The sequence below is a fragment of the Niveispirillum sp. CC-CTL257 genome (assembly GCF_059489915.1).
The window spans coordinates 2,563,075-2,581,647 of the sequence record NZ_JCAJXE010000001.1; the positions used below are offsets into that span (position 1 = coordinate 2,563,075).

17 protein-coding genes and 1 tRNA gene are annotated in these 18,573 nt (G+C 57.9%); 13 read left to right on the forward strand and 5 right to left on the reverse strand.

Going from position 1 to position 18,573, the window contains the following annotated elements; translation table 11 throughout:
• Nucleotides 1-106 precede the first annotated feature (106 nt).
• Nucleotides 107-499, reverse strand: coding sequence for a Co2+/Mg2+ efflux facilitator ApaG/CorD (apaG, locus tag ABC729_RS12010; protein WP_495607803.1), 393 nt, complete (start codon nt 497-499; stop codon nt 107-109).
• 404 nt (nt 500-903) lie between these two features.
• Between apaG and ABC729_RS12015 the strand changes: the two genes are divergently transcribed.
• The 7 genes from ABC729_RS12015 (at nt 904) to ABC729_RS12045 (ending at nt 5,818) form a co-directional block, all read left to right on the forward strand.
• Nucleotides 904-1,590: a GNAT family N-acetyltransferase gene (locus tag ABC729_RS12015; RefSeq protein WP_495607804.1), complete on the forward strand. Its 687-nt coding sequence runs from the start codon at nt 904-906 to the stop codon at nt 1,588-1,590.
• 85 nt (nt 1,591-1,675) lie between these two features.
• Nucleotides 1,676-1,749 (forward strand) — tRNA-Gly (locus tag ABC729_RS12020).
• A gap of 210 nt (nt 1,750-1,959) precedes the next feature.
• Nucleotides 1,960-3,165 (forward strand): tyrosine-type recombinase/integrase, encoded by a 1,206-nt coding sequence (locus ABC729_RS12025; RefSeq protein ID WP_495607805.1) that lies wholly within the window; start codon nt 1,960-1,962, stop codon nt 3,163-3,165.
• A gap of 14 nt (nt 3,166-3,179) precedes the next feature.
• Nucleotides 3,180-4,229 (forward strand): hypothetical protein, encoded by a 1,050-nt coding sequence (locus tag ABC729_RS12030; RefSeq protein WP_495607806.1) that lies wholly within the window; start codon nt 3,180-3,182, stop codon nt 4,227-4,229.
• Nucleotides 4,230-4,300: 71 nt separating this feature from the next.
• Nucleotides 4,301-4,549, forward strand: coding sequence for a helix-turn-helix transcriptional regulator (locus tag ABC729_RS12035; RefSeq protein ID WP_495607807.1), 249 nt, complete (start codon nt 4,301-4,303; stop codon nt 4,547-4,549).
• Nucleotides 4,546-5,067, forward strand: coding sequence for a helix-turn-helix domain-containing protein (locus tag ABC729_RS12040; protein ID WP_495607808.1), 522 nt, complete (start codon nt 4,546-4,548; stop codon nt 5,065-5,067). The genes ABC729_RS12035 and ABC729_RS12040 overlap by 4 nt, the downstream gene beginning before the upstream one ends.
• A gap of 505 nt (nt 5,068-5,572) precedes the next feature.
• Nucleotides 5,573-5,818, forward strand: coding sequence for a TraK family protein (locus ABC729_RS12045; protein ID WP_495607809.1), 246 nt, complete (start codon nt 5,573-5,575; stop codon nt 5,816-5,818).
• A gap of 46 nt (nt 5,819-5,864) precedes the next feature.
• Here ABC729_RS12045 and ABC729_RS12050 read toward each other — a convergent pair whose 3' ends face one another.
• A complete protein-coding gene (locus ABC729_RS12050; protein ID WP_495607810.1) occupies nt 5,865-8,432 on the reverse strand; it encodes a hypothetical protein in 2,568 nt (855 codons plus the stop codon).
• A gap of 336 nt (nt 8,433-8,768) precedes the next feature.
• Nucleotides 8,769-9,512, reverse strand: coding sequence for a FadR/GntR family transcriptional regulator (locus ABC729_RS12055; protein ID WP_495607811.1), 744 nt, complete (start codon nt 9,510-9,512; stop codon nt 8,769-8,771).
• Between the two features lie 153 nt (nt 9,513-9,665).
• Here ABC729_RS12055 and ABC729_RS12060 point away from each other — a divergent pair, with 153 nt between their 5' ends.
• The 3 genes from ABC729_RS12060 to ABC729_RS12070 all read left to right on the forward strand — a co-directional run bounded on the left by ABC729_RS12060 (nt 9,666) and on the right by ABC729_RS12070 (nt 13,649).
• A complete protein-coding gene (locus ABC729_RS12060; RefSeq protein WP_495607812.1) occupies nt 9,666-11,237 on the forward strand; it encodes a sodium/sugar symporter in 1,572 nt (523 codons plus the stop codon).
• A 75-nt stretch (nt 11,238-11,312) separates the two neighbouring features.
• The gene (locus tag ABC729_RS12065; protein ID WP_495607813.1) at nt 11,313-11,942 is read left to right on the forward strand and encodes a 2-dehydro-3-deoxy-6-phosphogalactonate aldolase; all 630 of its coding nucleotides are present in this window, start codon (nt 11,313-11,315) and stop codon (nt 11,940-11,942) included.
• Between the two features lie 468 nt (nt 11,943-12,410).
• Nucleotides 12,411-13,649 (forward strand): site-specific integrase, encoded by a 1,239-nt coding sequence (locus ABC729_RS12070; RefSeq protein ID WP_495607814.1) that lies wholly within the window; start codon nt 12,411-12,413, stop codon nt 13,647-13,649.
• Between the two features lie 265 nt (nt 13,650-13,914).
• Here ABC729_RS12070 and chrA read toward each other — a convergent pair whose 3' ends face one another.
• Both chrA and ABC729_RS12080 read right to left on the reverse strand, forming a co-directional pair.
• Nucleotides 13,915-15,324, reverse strand: coding sequence for a chromate efflux transporter (gene chrA / locus ABC729_RS12075; protein ID WP_495607815.1), 1,410 nt, complete (start codon nt 15,322-15,324; stop codon nt 13,915-13,917).
• The gene (locus ABC729_RS12080) at nt 15,324-16,145 is read right to left on the reverse strand and encodes a chromate resistance protein ChrB domain-containing protein (RefSeq protein ID WP_495607816.1); all 822 of its coding nucleotides are present in this window, start codon (nt 16,143-16,145) and stop codon (nt 15,324-15,326) included. Before ABC729_RS12080 ends, chrA begins: the two co-directional genes overlap by 1 nt.
• Nucleotides 16,146-16,465: 320 nt before the next feature.
• On the opposite strand from ABC729_RS12080, the gene ABC729_RS12085 reads away from it, so the two are divergent.
• The 3 genes from ABC729_RS12085 (at nt 16,466) to ABC729_RS12095 (ending at nt 18,573) form a co-directional block, all read left to right on the forward strand.
• Entirely contained in the window at nt 16,466-16,732 is a 267-nt protein-coding gene (locus tag ABC729_RS12085; RefSeq protein WP_094453659.1) for a metal-sensing transcriptional repressor, read from the forward strand.
• Nucleotides 16,733-16,819: 87 nt separating this feature from the next.
• Nucleotides 16,820-17,167, forward strand: a complete 348-nt coding sequence (locus ABC729_RS12090; RefSeq protein ID WP_495607817.1) for a hypothetical protein — start codon at nt 16,820-16,822, stop codon at nt 17,165-17,167.
• 68 nt (nt 17,168-17,235) lie between these two features.
• Nucleotides 17,236-18,573, forward strand: coding sequence for a TolC family protein (locus ABC729_RS12095; RefSeq protein WP_495607818.1), 1,338 nt, complete (start codon nt 17,236-17,238; stop codon nt 18,571-18,573).

The following is an 18,573-nucleotide window of genomic DNA, read 5'->3' on the forward strand; positions in this document are numbered from 1 at the left end:
GGTCAAGGACAGGCCCGGCAGGAGAAGCAGATGGCTTGTTCGCCCCATGTTTCAAGCGCCGATTTCAGATATCGCCCCGACGCTGGGATTTTTCGGCGCTGTCCCCTCAATTCAGGCGGCGTTCCTGATGCGGGCTGTCCAGCGAGAAGGCGGGGATGGCAATGTCAAAGCTCTCCCCCGCGTCGCTTTCCATCCCGTAGCTGCCGACCATGATGCCGGACGGCGTGGAAAGCGGCGTGCCGCTTGTATAGGTGAAATGCTCACCGGGCCGCAGCAGGGGCTGTTCCCCCACCACGCCCGGCCCCCGCACCTCCATCAGCCGGCCCATCGCGTCGGTGATCTTCCAGTGCCGGGTGCGCAGGCGCACCGTCTCCTGCCCCAGATTCTCGATCCGCACATGATAGGCCCAGACATAATGGCCCTCGGCGGGCTGTGATTGGTCGGGCAGATAGCGTGGCTCCACCGTCACCCGGATCGCGCGTGTCGTGTCGCTGTACATGATGCCCCTCCCGTCCCATTTCCGATCCGATGATCTGATCTCGGATTTCATCATGGCCCGCAGGCGAAACATGCCCGCAGATCAGCATTATAGGCCGGTTCGGTCGCCGCACAATCCCGGCTGGTCGGGCGCGCATCCGGTCAGGGGGGCCTCAAGGGGACATTCGTCATGAAAACGCCGCTTGCGTCGGGGGGCGGATGGCCTCATATAGCAAATCACGGTCAACTGCTTATGAGCCGCGCGATGTTGCGCTTCACGCCCCTGCGACGACGAAAGATCTCGGTCCCCTTCCATGGGTGGCCGGTTCTTGTGCACGGGACCTGACGCCATTCGCGTGGGGGTCCCGGCCAGACGCTTCTTCAGTGTCTCCCCCACATTTCATTTTGCCGGGAAACCCCAATCGTATGAACATCACGCTTGAGCAGCCGGTTCACGCCGCCGCCATCGAAAAACTCCTCGACAGCTCTTTCGGTCCCAAGCGCCACACCAAGACCGTTTATCGCCTGCGCAAGAATGTCGCCCCCGTGGCCGACCTGTGCTTTGTCGCGACCGATACGGATGAGGCGGGGAACGAGGTGCTGCTGGGCACCATCCGCTATTGGCCCGTGATGCTGGGCAACAGCGTTCAGGCCCTGATGCTGGGTCCCATCGCCATTGACGCCGACCATCGCAGCGAAGGGTTGGGCGGTAAGCTGATCCGCCACAGCCTGGAGGCTGCCAAGGCCCTGGGTCACCGGATCGTCATCCTGGTCGGCGATGCGCCCTATTATGTGCGCTTCGGGTTCCAGCGCGATCTGGTCGCGGCCCTGTCCCTGCCCGGCCCCGTCGATCCCACGCGGTTCCAGGGCCTGGAACTGGTCGAAGGTGCTCTGTCCGGGGTGACCGGCATGGTGGGCCGCGCCAAGCCGGCCAAGCTGCGGACCACCGTCGCCATGGCCGCTGCCACGGCTGCGTCCCCTGCTGCTGCGACGCCATCCGCCCCCCGCGCCGCCGCCAAGGTCACCAACCTGCCGCTGTTCGCCACCCTGACCCAGGGGGCCGACCTGGACACCCCGGTGTCCCGACGTCGTCTGCGGCGCGCGGCGCGCTGAACCGTGCGGGTCGGCCAAGGGGCGATCGGCAGACGATTAGCCCCTTGATCCAACAACCGGAACCCCCTATAAGGACGGTCCCGGCGCGGGTGTAGCTCAATGGTAGAGCAGAAGCTTCCCAAGCTTACGACGAGGGTTCGATTCCCTTCACCCGCTCCAACGACTTCCCAGTAAAATCAAGCACTTAAGGTCCGGCGCGAGATGCCGGAAGGTGCCTTGTTGTGCCCGAATCTGCTCGATGCTAGCTTACATACGGACTTACATGGCCGGCTCGTAAGCAGAATCGCGGACACGGTACGAATCACCCCCGCCCCTGCTTACAAAGCCCTCAGCCCTGTAAGCCGATAGAGAGCGCGTTGGGGGTGACCCATGTCCAGGGTACGGCTGACCAAGACCCTTGTTGATGAAATGCCGCCGCCTGAGAAGGGGCAGAGCTTTATCTGGGACACGGATGTCCCAGGACTGGCCGTGCGCCTGACACCCACCGGGGCCAAGGCGTGGGTAGTGCAGATGCGGGTGCGTGGCGGCAAGGAACGCCGCATGACCATCGGCTATTGCAACAAGGTGCCGCTGGACATGGCCCGGAAAGAGGCGCGGAAGGTCATCGCCACCGCCGACCTTGGCCGCGACCCCGCCCAGGAGCGCAAGGAAGCGCGCGAGGTGAAGCCGGACACCAATCCGCTGTTTGGGGAGTTTGCCGAACGGTGGCTAACCGAGGTGGCGGGACGACGGAACCGACCCGGCACCTTGAAGAACCGCCGCCTGCTGTTGAAGAACCACATCCTGCCAATCCTGGCACAGAAGCGGCTCACCGATATCCAGCGCCGGGATATCGAAGACCTGCACCATCGGGTGTCGCAGAAATTCCCCGTGGCGGCCAACCGCGCCGTCTCCCTCTGTTCCGCCATATTCTCCGCCGCCGAGCGCTGGGGGATGCTATCGGAGAACCCGGCCACCAAGATCGAACGGAACAGTGAGGAGGGGCGGGAACGGTACCTGACCCCGGAGGAGATCGGGCGACTGCAACAGGCACTCGACCAGAGTCAGGCCCAGGATTCCGCCGACGTCGTTCGCCTGTTGCTGCTGACAGGCGCTCGGGTGGGGGAGGTGCTGGCGATGCAATGGGAGCATCTGAACCTTGATGCCGGTGTCTGGGTGAAGCCCGCCGCCACGACCAAGCAGAACAAGCTTCACCGGGTTCCGCTGTCAGCGGAAGCGGTGGCTGTGCTGGACAAGCGACGGCAGCAGCAGGCCCATGCCCGCCGGCGCGCCACAGCGCCCGCAGGATGGGTTTTCCCCGGCGATGGGGCCAACGGCCACATGACAACGATCCGCACCTTCTGGGCCGCTGTATGCCGCCGCGCGGGCATTGAGGGCGTCAGGGTCCACGATGTCCGCCATACCTTCGCCAGCCTACTGGTGTCGTCTGGCGAAAGCCTGCCCGTCGTGGGGGCGCTGTTGGGCCACACCCAGGCTAAGACCACCAGCCGATACGCGCATCTTCTCGACAGTGCGTTGCGAGGAGCCGCCGACCGGGTGGCGATTTTGACCAAGCCGAAGAATGAACAGGTTTGAGAGGGCGGTAGGTTATGTCGAAGGACGTCGAATGTATTAAGAGCGATCCGGTTTATATCGACCGTGTTGTGAATAATCTCAAGGAATCAGCCAGAAAGATAGCTTCGAGATCACAAGATTTTCCTGAAATATCTATGGCGCATTCAGAATATATCCATGAAATATACCTTGATCAAAGAATAATTATCGAAAATTCCTTCCCGTCATACATTGATGCATTCTATCCAGAAAATACAAATCCATACTTTATCTGGAAAGATTCGAATGCACGACTGGCATGGGAATATTTAAGAAAATTCTACGAATATCAAACTCAATGGGAGTGGCTGGGACGAGACCTGTCTGGTTGGGAGAATTTTCTAAGCACTGAGCCAATAAATCCAGTTCCAGACGACATCATTGATGTCTTTCGCTTTGGATCAACTTTTGAACGCTATCAGGCGCTTAATTATCTGAGGAAGATCGCATGGCATGAGAAGCTAGTGGGGGTAAGTAAGCGAAACAATGTCCATCCCTATGAAGCCTCTGTTCGAGATACAGAGCAGAAAATACGCAAAATGTTTGGGATTTCGGATGAGATTATACCACATTTTTCCGAGAGGCGGCACCCGGTCTTTTGCGGAAGCGCCAAATCTCCTGATATAATATTCAAAAAGAAGCACCTAGAGGTTCCAGATATTTTATTAGACGAATTCGATATGCGGGCCTTAGAAGACGGAATTGCTGTATTCATTAGAAAAGATGAGATTCTATCCACGCAAATAAAATTACTGATTAAAAAGCTGCCGGGATACTTTCAAAATATTTCAGACAAAAGAAATGGAAACTACCGATTCAGAGATGACCTCCACGCAACATACATAATGATACTCAACAACTTACCGGCAAGCCATGAGCTAAACAGAGACATGGCGCGGATGATTTATCCAAACATTGACCCAACCTCGGCCTTCAAACGGCTAGAAAAGGCCGCTAGAGCGGCAGTGGACATTATGGAGGTATATTACGTGGACCTAGCCTACCAGCAGTTCCGGCCATCGACACTCCGAAGATATCGACAGTAGATGTTTTCGGGCGACAACGCAGCAAATATGCCAATGATGGGAAGCCTGTAGCAACACACAGGCATTCCATCATGTCCTATCGGAAGAAACCGACACGTCAGCCGATTGGCGACGAAAGGCTGTACACATCCCTGGAAGCGGCGGAGTTGCTGGGAATATCCCCGCAGACATTGGCCCATTGGCGGGTACGGGGTACCAGCCCCCGATATCTTGTTCTGAATGCCCGCTGCATCCGCTACCGCGCGTCAGACATTACGGCCTGGCTGACCCAGCGTAGCCAGGCGTCCACGGCGGAGAACGCGGACGGGGGCCGGCTATGAGCCAAGCTGTCGCCCTGCCACCCGCCACGGGCTGGTTCCAAGTCCTCTATCAGATCGTGGACAGCGGCGCGTTGGCGCGGATGCACATCTCCGCCGCTGCGCTCTACATCGCCATCAAACGCTATGTGGACTATCAGACCGGCTTTGCCGAGGTCAGCAATGAGCGGCTGTGCAAGGCCATCGGCATCAGCAAACCCACCTTCTACAAGGCACGGCAAAGCCTGCTGGAAAATGGCCTGATCTCGATTGTCGGCACCCATTACCCGTCGCGCTATCTGGTGCATGAGCAGATTTGCCATTACGCCGCAGACCGGACCCCGGTGGCCGTGACGACCTTCCCCTACATCCCCTCGCAGCAGAGCAAAATCCTGGAGACGCTGCGTAGCCGTGCCCTCACACACGACCAGATCGGCACGACCGTAACCATCGGCACCGTCAACATTCAGGTGGTCAATATCACCCAGCAAGCCCCTGTGGATAAGGGGGAACGCCCTTTACCCGACGGGCAGTATCTTTGACCAGGGGGGCAGCGGAATTGACCAAAATGGCAGCGGCTTTGCCCCCTATAAAGAAAGATAGGTTGAGGCGCACCCGATCCCGCGCAGTTCCCCATTTGCGCGGAGCGGGATCGGGTGCGGCTCCCCTATCCCTTACCCTTACCCCTCACCTGTGGACAAACCGCGCGGCAGGCGGAGCGGCAGCATCGCCAGCAAGGCGTGAAAGAAAGTGCGTTTTCGTGGCACGAAACCGGCTCGGCAACGCCCCCATCTGCACTTTCTTGCAAGGAAGTGAACAAAGCCGCCCTTGTTCATTTGTTTGCAGCATGTTGCGGAAAATCTCATTCCCTCGCAGGGCCTAGCAGAACTTTGCAGCGATTCGGTGGGCAGGATAGGAGGTGTGGCGCCACACCTCGACACGGCCTTACTCGCAGTGCTGCTCAACGGCCCGATCCCGACATTAACCCCAGCCCCCAATGGGCTGCCCTGTCGCCCGTGACGGGGCGATCATCATGGAGCCAGAAAGATGGACTTCAACGGCGAAACCCTGATCCAATCGCTGATCCGCAAGGGCCTGACCGACCCGGAAGCCACCCGCCGGGAACGGAATACGGCCATCCTCTACACCCTGCGCCCGCAGATCGAGGAAGCCCTGGCCAATGGCTGGACCATCAAGGCCATCTGGGAGCGCCTGACGAGGGAAAGCCGCGTCCGCATGCCGTACTCGACGTTCCGGCGGTATGTGCATCGGAAGGTGTTGACAGCGATCTAAAACAATTTTTCAATCTAACATTGAATATTTTATCCATGCTGGACCGCTAATATCGCGGTCGTCGGGGCCATCCACCGCGATTTGCTCTTTGCCTTTGAGCGCTAGACAGCACTTTTTGCTTCTCTGAATTAAATGACTGCAATGATTTGTGTGTAAACATATCCTCTTCCTTCATACCAAGGGAAAATCTTTCTTTTTCCTCGCTTTCCTGATCATATAGATAATTTATAAAGTGCTCCACCCTATCAAGTCGAATCTTAATTCTGTCGACACGATCGTCGCGCTGAAATGCCGTATACTCTTTGCATGCGGCTGCTACAAGGAAATTGCTAACCTCTTGCTTAAATACACCGCAGTCAATACATATAAGATCAAAATATGTGAAATAATAAGCCAACTCATTATACATATACATTCCATAACTTGTAATTTTAATACTATCAACACTCTCATCGTAACAGTCAATTCTATTGTTTGACTCAATAAATCCACTCTTCAGCAAAACGTCCATATTCTGCTTGAAATCATCAAGCATATTGAATGTATCTGAAAAGTAAGCCTTTAGGGCTGCCACAGGAACATAGCCAGGCGTTGCTCCATCAATGTTCTTCGCCAGTTTACGAAGTATCCTAAGTCCCGTGAAGTGAGACGAATGCCTATTGTTCCTTAACTGGTATATATTCGGTATGTCGCTTAGCTTTTCGTCATAAAAATACCGATTAGGAATCATCACAGGCTTAATTACCTGATGAATTTGGAAATTCCAGCCGCCCGCAGAAAGCATTTCCTCGACATTTGTATAGCCAGAAAGCAAAAAGCTTCTAAATAGATCCAATGATAGTCGGGTGTCTCCATGGGCACATGCAGTTAAAAAACTATTCAACGGTGAGCTTTCGGAAGTAAATTCTTTACTAATAATAGTCAAGTACGTAGCGCATTCTTGTATGGTCTTTTCATTGAGGAACTCTGCTATTCTCGTTCTCTTCTGCACATCCTGCAGAACGTTAATCGCATAGTCCAATCGCTTCCGGAAAACTTCGGCAGGTTTTGGAGAACTGATGTGAAAGCCAGCGTTCTGAAATGCATCCAGCACGCCATGTATCTTCGAGTTGTAGAATCTTTCCTCTCGCATAGAGATTAAGGTTATACAAGAAAGATCATTCGCGATTTCCTGAGCAGACGTAAAGCAGAAATCTTGATTCGGTCCACTATATTGGTCTGTGTTATCAATAACAATAATTACTCCCTTTTCTTTTGACTTCCAATACTCTACCAATCGCTTTGCACAATAAGACTTATCTGCCTTCCATTCAGAAACCAAGCTATTCAGCTTGATATTGAATGCTTCTGAATTCTCGGCTAATCCAGATAATTCCTGATGAAGAGCGACTTGATGTCGATCAAAGAATAATTTTTTTAACAATTCATTTCTGGGGGACCTGAGAAGATATTCAGTATCCAAGGCCGTAACAAGCGCATCCCATATTGTGGACCTGATAACATTTCTGTCTTCTGGTATTTTCAATAGATCTATAATTGCCACGACCGCATGCTCTCGTAACCAGCGAGGCGGGTTATGGTGCAGTAGCCTTTTGATAAAGGTGGATTTTCCTGCCCCCTTACCACCAAACAAAACAAGAACTTCTCCCTCGCGCTTGTTCTTCAAGTTTTTTGTAATTCTTCCACCGAGTCGTCCACCATGGCCAGTGTCTTCGAGTTGCTGCACACCAAATGACTCAAAATATGGAGTCAATGAATCTTGGATTAGAACCCGCATGCCATCAAAGGTATGTTGGTAATCTCTCTGAGATACATAGCATCTGTCCATGAATTCAGATTCATTGTCGCCGATCACACCAAAATAATGATTTACAATTGGCCGGAGGTGCGACGCCAACCGATTGGCCGTTATCGGATGGGAATATGAAGGAATCTTGTCTTTCGATATGAAGATATCTCTATCGCGCGGGGGGGAGCTTGAAAGAAGATCGATAAGAGATGAGTTCTCAGAGATGGCAGTATATGATAGACTATTAATTGCTTTCGTGTGTTCTTTTTCGAAGAATTGAAGATTTCTGATCACGAAAGCTTGCAGATTCTCCCACTTCTTTCCTTTCTCAAAAATCTTAAAAAACACCCACTCATGTCCGTTTGTGATTGCCGCAAATTCACACCCAGTATCGATGCAATAAGACCTAACTTGTGTCATTGCCGTTTTTATTTTCGAATCTGAAAGTAATTTTTGTATAGATATATAAAAATATAACTCGTTCGGGTTATGCGGTACTGGCAGCGAAAAAAATACACCAGACCTTTTTGCTTCCAAAAATAAATAGTGATCGTCGTTCTGTTTCAGCAAAACATAATCAGCGTATCCAGGGTTGATATATTCCTCAACCCTAACCATATTACGAGGCCATGCCAGAATATCATGTAGAACCGTATCAATTATTTTGTGCCGCGTTTCAGCTTCATTCTCAAGGCGCTCACTCAAGCCTTTAGCAAGAGCGGAACGCTTAGAAATGGCGTCCATAGCAGCAGTCGACATAAACTTAACACCCTCATGAAGAAGCGTGGGGCGACAGATTATCACCTTACGCTGCTCGATCAACATCAACATTACGCCCCGGCGGTACGTCGTATACAGCGAGTAGGGCGAAGGGAGATGATTCGTCAAATCTCACGCAGCACATAAGGAGCGCCCAAGGCTTACAAAATCACTTACATGTAGAGACATCGGAAACTCAAATAATTATAATTAATGGATAATTGCTCTTTATACGGAAGCTTCCCAAGCTTACGACGAGGGTTCGATTCCCTTCACCCGCTCCAACTCATAACATGCGTCAAGTCCAAGACTTACGCTCCGGCGCTCTGATACCTTTCCCTGAAAAATTCCAGCTTGGACGATGTCTGCCTTTGACGGCGCAGACGTCCACGGTGCGCTTTATCAGATAGCGGCGCCCTTGGCTTCGGCTTGTTCGATCAGGGTCAGAACGTCGGCGATCAGGTGGCGCATGGCGGTGCGGGCACCGTCGGCATCGCCGGCGGCGATGGCATCGCGGACAGCGGTGTGATCGGCGACGCTGGCCGTGCGTCCCTTAATACGGTTGGTGAAGCGGATGGAGGTGCGCAGCGCTGTCGCCACCACCTCCCGGAACTGCGCATAGAACGGATTGCCCGACGCGCGCAGCACGGCGACATGAAAGGCGATATCCGCCTCCAGCGTGTCATCCTCCCCCTGCTCCGCCGCTTTCATCCGCTCCAGCCCTTCATTAATTTGACGCAGGCTCTGCACGCTGGCGAAACGTGCGGCCAGCGAGGCCGCTTCCGGTTCAATCGCGACGCGCAGCTGATTGAACTGCTTCAGAAGCTCAATGGAAAATTGCCGCTCCAGCAGCCAGCGCAGCACATCCGTGTCGAACAGGTTCCAGGAAGAGGTTGGCTGCACCACCGTCCCCTGGCGCGGACGGGCGCTCAGCAATCCCTTGGCGGTCAGCATCTTCACGGCTTCGCGCGTCACGGAACGGCTGACGCCATGCTGCTTGGCAAGCTCAGCCTCTGTCGGGAATGCCTCATGATGATAGCGGCCGGTCACGATCGCACGGCCCAGGGTGTCCAGCAGGCCATAGGTCAGGTTCCGCCCCAGTTCGGGCTTATCCATACCCACCTGGGTCGTCAGTTCGCTCGCCAACTCAGACCTTCCCCTTGCAATCGCGTTGATAGTTAATCTCTGCCTGCTTTTGGAATCCACTTAATTCCATCACAGTTGCTGGACAAGGTCAATTAATCAGATATATATGAAAAAATAATCCGATAAAGCCGGACGCAAAAGGGAGAACCCACCATGACCAGTCTTTCACAGATTGACCTGATCGTGGTGGTGATCTACGCCATCGGCATATTCGGACTGGCGCAATGGGTCAGCCGGGAGAAGGCGGGCCATGCCAAGGACACGTCGGATTATTTCCTGGCGTCGAAGTCGCTGCCCTGGTGGGCCATCGGTGCCTCGCTGATCGCCGCTAATATCTCCGCCGAACAGATTGTCGGCATGTCGGGATCAGGCTATGCGCTGGGTCTGGCCATCGCCTCCTATGAATGGATGGCGGCGCTGACCCTGCTGATCGTCGGCAAGTACTTTCTGCCGATCTTCCTGAAGAATGAGATTTACACCATGCCGCAGTTCCTGGAGCAGCGGTATGGGCGGGTGCTGCCGGTGCTGATGGCAATCTTCTGGCTGGCGCTCTATATTTTCGTCAACCTCACCTCCATCATCTGGCTGGGCTCCATCGCGGTCAACAAGGTGGCCGGCGTCGATCAGAATGTCGCGTTGGTGGCCCTGGGCGCCTTCGCCCTGCTGTACCAGCTCTATGGCGGGCTGAAGGCCGTGGCCCTGACCGATATCGTGCAGGTCACCCTGCTGGTCCTGGGCGGGCTGGTCATCTCCTACCTCACCTTGCAGGAGATCGGCGGCGGACAGGGCGTGCTGGCCGGCTTCCAGGTTCTGACAGAGCGGGTCCCCGGCCATTTCGACATGATCCTGGCGCCCGACCATCCTTTCTTTAAGGATCTGCCCGGCATCGCCGTCCTGGTCGGCGGCATGTGGATTGCCAATCTCAGCTATTGGGGCTTCAACCAGTACATCATCCAGCGCGCGCTGGCCGCCAAAAGCCTGGGCGAGGCGCAGAAGGGCGTGGTCTTCGCCGCCTATCTGAAGCTGCTGATGCCCGTCATCATCGTGCTGCCCGGCATCGCCGCCGTCGTCCTGGCCCCCGATCTGGCCAAGCCGGACGAGGCCTATCCCACCATGATGCGGTTGCTGCCGCCCGGCCTGCTGGGTCTGGTCTTCGCCGCCCTGATCGCCGCCATCATCGCGTCCACCGCATCGAAGATCAATTCCATCGCCACCATCTTCACCCTCGACCTCTATGCCAAGGCGCGTGGCGGGAATGCCGGAACCCAAAAGCATCTGGTGCTGGTGGGCCGCTTGGTGGCGGCCATCGCCGTCATCATCGCGCTGCTGACCGCCCGCCCGCTTCTGGGCAATTCCGATCAGGCCTTCCAGTTCATCCAGGAATTCTCAGGCTTCTTCACGCCGGGCATCACCGTCATCTTCATGCTGGGCCTCTTCTGGAAAAAGGCGACGGAGGCCGGGGCCATCGCCGCCGCCATCGCCTCTGTCGTCCTGTCCTATGGCTTGAAGATCGGGGCGGCCGACATCCCCTTCATGAATCGGATGAGCATTGTGTTCATCGCCAGCCTACTGCTGGCCGTCATCATCAGCTTGGTCGTGAAAAGCCGGGGCGACGCCAACCGCATCACGATGCAGGGCGTATCCTTCGCCACCCCGTCCATCTTCAATGCCGCGGGCGTGGGCGTCATCCTGATCCTCGTCGCCCTGTATGCGACCTGGTGGTGAGGGCACCCGACACGCCCCGATCAACAGATATGCCGCATTTCCAGCCGGCATCATTGCCATCGAAAGACAGTCAAGATGAGCCACATTTCCGCCTTCGACGCGGCCTTCGCCCGCTGCCCCCTGGTCGCCATCCTGCGCGGCCTGACCCCGGATGAGGCCGTACCCGTGGCAGAGGCCCTGATCGGCGCCGGCTTCACCCTGATTGAGGTGCCGCTGAATTCTCCCGACCCGTTGGAAAGCATCGCCCGTATGGCCCGCGCTGCCCAGGGACGGGCCGTCATCGGCGCGGGAACGGTCCTGACGGAAAAGGATGTGGAGGCCGTGGCGGCCGCCGGCGGCACCATGATCATCTCCCCCAATGCCAATGGCAATGTGATTGCCGCCGCCGCCGGGCGCGGCCTTGTCTCCCTGCCCGGCATCATGACCCCGACAGAGGCCTTCGCGGCCCTGGATGCCGGTGCCACCGCCCTGAAACTGTTCCCGGCGGAAGGCTCCTCGCCCGTTGTTCTGAAGGCCATGCGGGCCGTGCTGCCGCGCAGCCTGCGTGTCCTGCCCGTCGGCGGCATCAGCCCCGACAATATGACCGCCTGGCGCAGCGCCGGGGCGGACGGGTTCGGCATCGGCTCTACCCTCTATCGCCCCGGCTTCACACCAGTAGAGGTCGCCACCCGCGCCGCCGGCTTTATCGCTGCGCTGAAGGATTGAAGCCTGGCGGGCAGGGGCAGTCCGGTTCGGTCGGAACGTGCTGCCCCCATCGTCATTCTGCGTGGCTTTTGGCATTTACCGGCCTGGCGTTGACTGGCGCCGGGGCGTTGATTTCCGTTTTTTGCGCACGGCCCCCTGAGTCATCAGATGATGACGCCGGACGCATATTTTTCTGTTAGGTTTCGAGCAATAAAAAAAGCCCCGTCGGATTTTTCCGTCGGGGCTTAATTGGATGCGGGGGCAGGATTTGAACCTGCGGCCTTCAGGTTATGAGTTTGAAAAGTATTCATACGACGACGTACTCCTGAATACGTCCAAATCATCTAAATACCTGATAATACTTTTGATATTTTGACTTCTGTGTACGACCATATACCATCATCAGCGTTCCGATTTTATCCCATCTGGTAGCTATATGGTAGCTGATACCAAGCGCCAGGATGACGCTTCCGGTGATTCTGGAGATGGATGATGGCAAAGCTCTCCAAGCGGTCGGTGGATGCTGCGACTGCCGGTCCGACCCTGAAGGTGATTTGGGATGACGAGTTGCGTGGGTTCGGCGTCCGCATCCATCCCACGGGTCGCAAGGTCTACATCGTGAAGTGCCGGATCAACGGGCAACAGCGGTTCATCACGATTGGTCAGCATGGCCCCGTGACTGCCGAGCATGCGCGGGCGCGGGCCTATGAAATCCTGTCCGAAGCAAAAAACGGGCGTGATCCGGTACAGGAGCTTGATCAGGCGCGGAAGTCACCGACTATGAAGGGACTGGGGGAACGGTTTCTGGATGAGCATGTCGCCGTTCGCTGCAAGCCTTCGACGCAATATGAGTATCGGCGGTCGGTGGAGCTGTTCATCAATCCCAAGATCGGGACTCGCCGGGTCACGGGCATCCAACGCCGGGATATTGCAGAACTTCACCATTCGCTGCGGCATATCCCCTATCAAGCCAACAGAACCCTTGGCGTGTTATCCAAGATGTTCAATTTGGCCGAAGTCTGGGGCCTTCGACCTGACGGCAGCAATCCCTGTCTGCATGTGAAGAAGTTCCCTGAGGAGAAGCGGGAGCGCTTCCTCAGCGCGGACGAATATGCAGCGCTGGGGCGGACACTGGTCGAGTTGGAAACAACGGGATCGGAACCCGTGTCTGTTATCGCGGCTATACGCCTGCTGATGCTGACGGGATGTCGGCTTGGCGAAATCATGACCTTGAAGTGGGCCTATGTTGACTGGCAGGCCAAGGCGTTCAGGCTTTCCGACTCCAAAACGGGTGCCAAAGTCGTTCTGTTCGGCGACGCTGTCGCTGCCGTCCTGCGTGCAATCCCGAAGCTGCCGGATAATCCGTGGGTCATAACAGGCACAAAGGTGGGAGCCAGACTGACAGACTTGCAACCACCATGGCGGCGCATTCGGCGACGGGCGGGGCTGGACGATGTTCGAATTCATGATTTGCGGCATTCGTTTGCCAGTGGCGCGCTTTTCCTGGGCGAAGGGTTGCCAATGATCGGAAAGTTGCTGGGCCATACGCAGGTGCAGACCACCGCTAGGTATGCCCACCTTGCGCTTGATCCGGTCAGGAACGCTGCAGAGAAGGTGTCCGGCTTCATCGCAAAGCAGGCCGCAGGCTCATCGCGTTTCAGGGACACACGGCGCAATCGGTTCAGTATCAATCGCCAGAACGCAACTGCCAGATGCTCTGGACCATAACGATGCGGATAAATTGACCATTGATTGAGGGGGGCGGCGGACTTCTGGTAAGAGCCCCCTTGTGGTCGTTCACTGGTGGCCTGACGGAACTTGGAAGCCGACGTTGCCTAATGGGTACGAGCAGCCAGCGACTTCTGCCCGCGAAGCCTGCAATCTGCGCAAAGAGCCTTGAACTGTGCTGGTCATGGGTATTGCGGAAACTTCACGTAACGGGCACGGACAACATGGAACACCCGTTCTGTCTGATATCCTAGCAACAAGGCCTTCAGGCGAGGGCCTCGACGATGTGCAGAGCAAATCCGGCGGCCGCACAAACCCCAAGAAGCTTGGCCATGCCAACTTTGAACCTGAAGGCCGCAACGATGGCACCGACAGACAAGACCAGCGCCGCCACGTCCAGAGTTTCCCAGATGGGCCAATCGACCTGAATTGGACCAAGGGACAATGGACGCAGTTCCTGAAACACGGTGTGCAGCGCGAACCAGATCGCCAGATTGAGGATCACACCGACGACGGCAGCCGTCACTGCGGCCAGAGCGCTGGTCACCGCACGATTGCCGCGCAGGGCCTCGATCCAGGGTGCCCCCAGGAATATCCAGAGGAAGCAGGGCATGAAGGTAACCCAAGTGGTGAGCATGGCCGCCAGGGTGCCAGCAACATAAGGGTTTAGGGAGCCAGGGCTGCGGAATGCACCCATGAAGCCCACGAACTCCACTACCATGATCAATGGTCCTGGGGTCGTCTCCGCCATTCCCAGCCCGTCCAACATCTCTCCTGGCCTCAGCCAGCCGAAAGTGTCGACGGCCTGTTGTGCGACATAGGCCAGGACGGCATAGGCCCCGCCGAACGTTACGACGGCCATCTGACTGAAGAAGGTGGCGATGCGGCTGAAAGTGTTGTCCGGGCCAAGGACCAGCAAAAGGGCGGCAACAGGGGCCAGCCACAGGATCAGGAAAATGGCCGCCATGCGCAGCGACCAGGATATCGATGATTTCGCATGGTCGGGGATCGTCTCACCCAGCACCGTGTCCTTGTCTGCAACGGCAGGGCCGTGACCGCCACCATGGCCGCTGCCTTGAAACCCCGACAGCCCGCGCCGTCCAGCCACCCAACCGACGAAAGCTGCCGACAGGATGATGAGCGGAAACGGGATTCCAAACGCGAATATGGCCAGGAAAGCCGTTGCTGCGATCACCAGCATGCTATTCCCGCGCAATGCTCGCTTGCCCACGCGCACCACCGCCTGTAGCACGATAGCCAGCACCGCCGCCTTCAATCCGAAGAACAAGGCAGACACCCATCCGACCTGACCATAGGCCGCGTAGAACAGGCTCAAGGCCAGGATGCACAGGAAGCCCGGCAGCACGAACAAGGTGCCGGCCACCAGACCGCCCGCGGTTCGATGTAGAAGCCATCCGATATAGACGGCCAGTTGCTGTGCCTCAGGCCCCGGCAGCATCATGCAGTAGTTCAGGGCATGCAGGAACCGGTTCTCGCCGATCCAGCGCTTTTCCTCAACAAGGATGCGGTGCATTACCGCGATCTGTCCCGCCGGCCCCCCGAAGCTCAGTGCGGCAACACGAACCCAGGCCCATGTTGCTTCGGCAAAGGTTGGATAGGCGGGACGCTCGGGGGCCGGCATTTCGCCGGCCCCGATCACATGTTCGTTTATCATCAGGTCCCCCGTGGTCCCGGTCCCGGCCAGTTGTGGGTTTCATCGCTGGCGTCCCGGCACCAGCGGTACAGCGCGTCGTAGACCAGCATCGCGGCCTCCACCTGTTCCAGGTCATCCCGGTACATGCGGGACAGGCCCAGGGCAATCGCCAGGAACCCAGCCGCCTGTGGTGCGATATCCAGCCTCGCCGTGTCAGCGCCACGGATGATGGTCGCCAAACGTGAGAGGGCGGGCCCGGTCAAACCGAACTGCTCCACCATCACGTCGAACGTGCATTTCTCGCCCCTGTGGCTCCACTCTACCCCCTCCACATCGAAGGGTGTCGCCGCGAAACGCTGCGCGACGCCTTCAACTTCCTGGGCAGAGACAAACAGGAAAACCGCATCCGGGTCGATGAAGCGCCGGATAAGCCAGGGGCAGGCGGTGCGATCGACCTTGGGCCTCGATCGTGTGACCCATCGGGTCCCTTCCTGACCATTTGACGGTGGGATGGCACTCAGGGGAACCAATGGCCCCGCGTTATCGCGCCAAGCCTCAAATCCGCCTTCAAGGCTTTCCGCTTGAATTCCGCGATGGCGCAAATAGGCGGCCGTTCCCTGGGCGAGCTTGCCCCCCGCCTGACAGACAACAACCACGTTGCGGTTGGTAACGTCATTGGCCCAGGACGCCACCTGGTCATGACGCTTGCGCCGGGATGCGGGCAGGATGCGGGGGTCCACCGCGACATCCTCGTCCGTGCGGACATCAATCAGCAAGGGCCCGTCGGGCAGGCCGATTAAACGTGACAATTGTGACGTGGAGATTTCAGTGTGTGCGGGCATGCCATACCATCCCTGGGTATTGGGGTGTCACGGTATTGGGCATGCCGCCTCACGGGGCTACCGCACGGCCCCTGTACCGCACTTGGTGCCCGAGCAAACTGGCGCTGTCAACCCCACGGCAACTTGCTTGCGGCTTTTCAATGTAGGAGGTTGACATGGACGATTTCGGAAGAATGGTGTTGTAAGGCCTGTGGGATGCGGGAAGGTCACCGGCGGTAAAATCAGGCAATGCCCGTCTCTGCGTTTCACTGTAAAGGAGCGGCAGCTCTGAGGTCGTTTCTCGTGTTGACATATCCCCCCCTGGGGGATATGTCACGGTTATGAGCCATGCTAACAATCCTGAGATTCTGAACCGGCTTAAGAGAGCCCAAGGGCACCTGTCCAAGATCGTCGAGATGGTCGAGGAAGGGCGCGACGCCCTAACCATTGCCCAGCAATTACAGGCGGTGCTGAAGGCCGTGGATAAGGCAAAGACGGTGCTGGTGCTGCACCATATCGAGCATCACCTGGAGGAGGCGACCGGAGCCCTGCCCAAGGAGGTGCGGGAACGGTTGTCCGGGATCGCGGAAATCACCAAGTACCTCTGACCCGACCCATGGCCACTCTGGAACAGCTTGGTTCCGCCGCTATATTCGGCTACGGTTTCTTCGTCCATTCCCCAATCACAAGGCACGATGCGCTCCCTTCTCGCCTTCCTTATGACCGTGATGCTGTGCTTCACCGTGTTCCACACGGGCGAAACCATGGCACATGGGCTGGTGGAGAAGCTGGAGCACCATGTCGGTGGGTCCATGGATGGGGACCATGCCATCCATGAAAAGCATGTGGAAACCGCCGATAGCGATCAGCATATCGACAGGTTCCACCATGCCCATGACACGGTGACCCATTTGCTGGTGGTCGTGCCGACGCAGGTTCAGGTGACAAGCCCGCCCTTGCCGCGCGGCCATGTCCCGTTGCCGGTTTCCTTCACCCGCCAGCACAGCAACATCCGTATCGACCGTCCGCCGCGCCGGGCCTGAATCCATCTGATTCAATCCTGATCGCGATTTGACAGGCCCCCGCTTCCGGCGGGCCGAGGACGATACCCATGCCCAGAGCCATTCCGCTCCGGTCCGGCATGGCCGTGACGATGTTGCTGCTTGCAACCGTCACTGGCCCCTGTCTGGCCCAGGAGGCGCCAGCCTCCATTTCCGGCGAGGCACCTGCCTCCAGCCCCTATGCTGCCGATCCGGCCACCAGTCCCGTCGGCATCCTGACCCTGCGCCAGGCCCTGACGCTTGCTGCCACAACCCGTCCGCGCCTTGCCGGCCACCGCTTCGCCCTGGATGCAGCCACGGCCCGCCAGGATCAGGCGTCACTGCGCAATCCGCTCCAACTCGGCATTGATGTTGAGAATGTCGGTGGCACCGGCGGCACCCGCTTCATCGGTGACACGGAAGTCACCCTCAGCCTGGGCACCGTTCTGGACCTGGAGGACAAGCGCGGTCGCCGCATGGACGTGGCCCGCCACGAACGCGCCCAGATCCTGTCCGAACAGGATGCCGAAAAGATCGACATCCTGGCGGAGGTGACGCGCCGCTTCATCGATGTCGTGGTCAACCAGGAACTGCTGGCGCTGGCCCGCCGGCAGGAAGCCATGGCCGCCCGCGCCCTGGATGCGGCCAACACCCGCTACAGGGCTGCCAAGGCCCTGCCGGGCGAGGTGGCACGCGCCGCGGTCTCCGTCACCCAGGCCAAGCTGGTCCGGCTGCGCAGCGAGCAGGAGTTGCACTCCGCCCGCCTGCTGCTGGCCGAGGCTTGGGCGGACCGCGACCCGCGGTTCGAACTGGCGGCGGCCAAGCTGCTGGACATGCCGGCCCCGCTACCCGTCTCCACCATCCAGGCGCGGATGGAGCGCAATCCTGACCTGCTGCGCTTCGCGTCCGAACGCCGGACCCTAGAGGCCCGCACCCTGCTGGCGGAGAGCGCACGTACGCCCGACCTGACGGTCAGCGCCGGCATAAGGCGGCTGGAGGGCCAGAACGGTCAGGCCTTCGTCATGTCGCTGACCATGCCGCTGGGCACCGCCGCCCGGGCCGAGCCCGGTATCCGCGAGGCAAGGGCCGCCACCGGCCTGGCCCTGGCGCGCGAGCAGGCGGCACGGACCAGCCTCTACAATACACTCGCCAGCCTGCATGCCGGGATGGAACGCGCGCGTCAGGCGCTGAAGCTGTTGCAGGAGGAGGCAGCCCCCAAGGCCCGCGCCGCCATCGCCGCCATCGAGGATGGCTACAAGGCCGGCCGCCTGTCGCTGCTGGAACTGACCGAGGCCAACCGGCAACTGGTGGAGCTGGAACAGGCCATGATCACTGAGGCCGCCGACTATCACCGGCTCGCCATCGAAGCCGAGCGCCTGACCGGCCAGACCCTCGCCCCGCAGGACTGA

Excerpts from the sequence above, each read along its gene's own strand:
- ABC729_RS12040 (WP_495607808.1), top strand. The coding sequence starts at position 4,546 with ATGAGCCAAGCTGTCGCCCTGCCACCCGCCACGGGCTGGTTCCAAGTC.
- apaG (WP_495607803.1), bottom strand. The coding sequence starts at position 499 with ATGTACAGCGACACGACACGCGCGATCCGGGTGACGGTGGAGCCACGC.
- ABC729_RS12035 (WP_495607807.1), top strand. The coding sequence starts at position 4,301 with ATGTCCTATCGGAAGAAACCGACACGTCAGCCGATTGGCGACGAAAGG.
- ABC729_RS12045 (WP_495607809.1), top strand. The coding sequence starts at position 5,573 with ATGGACTTCAACGGCGAAACCCTGATCCAATCGCTGATCCGCAAGGGC.
- ABC729_RS12015 (WP_495607804.1), top strand. The coding sequence starts at position 904 with ATGAACATCACGCTTGAGCAGCCGGTTCACGCCGCCGCCATCGAAAAA.
- ABC729_RS12095 (WP_495607818.1), top strand. The coding sequence starts at position 17,236 with ATGCCCAGAGCCATTCCGCTCCGGTCCGGCATGGCCGTGACGATGTTG.
- ABC729_RS12090 (WP_495607817.1), top strand. The coding sequence starts at position 16,820 with ATGCGCTCCCTTCTCGCCTTCCTTATGACCGTGATGCTGTGCTTCACC.
- ABC729_RS12025 (WP_495607805.1), top strand. The coding sequence starts at position 1,960 with ATGTCCAGGGTACGGCTGACCAAGACCCTTGTTGATGAAATGCCGCCG.
- ABC729_RS12060 (WP_495607812.1), top strand. The coding sequence starts at position 9,666 with ATGACCAGTCTTTCACAGATTGACCTGATCGTGGTGGTGATCTACGCC.
- ABC729_RS12085 (WP_094453659.1), top strand. The coding sequence starts at position 16,466 with ATGAGCCATGCTAACAATCCTGAGATTCTGAACCGGCTTAAGAGAGCC.
- ABC729_RS12065 (WP_495607813.1), top strand. The coding sequence starts at position 11,313 with ATGAGCCACATTTCCGCCTTCGACGCGGCCTTCGCCCGCTGCCCCCTG.
- chrA (WP_495607815.1), bottom strand. The coding sequence starts at position 15,324 with ATGATAAACGAACATGTGATCGGGGCCGGCGAAATGCCGGCCCCCGAG.
- ABC729_RS12050 (WP_495607810.1), bottom strand. The coding sequence starts at position 8,432 with ATGTTGATCGAGCAGCGTAAGGTGATAATCTGTCGCCCCACGCTTCTT.
- ABC729_RS12080 (WP_495607816.1), bottom strand. The coding sequence starts at position 16,145 with ATGCCCGCACACACTGAAATCTCCACGTCACAATTGTCACGTTTAATC.
- ABC729_RS12070 (WP_495607814.1), top strand. The coding sequence starts at position 12,411 with ATGATGGCAAAGCTCTCCAAGCGGTCGGTGGATGCTGCGACTGCCGGT.
- ABC729_RS12030 (WP_495607806.1), top strand. The coding sequence starts at position 3,180 with ATGTCGAAGGACGTCGAATGTATTAAGAGCGATCCGGTTTATATCGAC.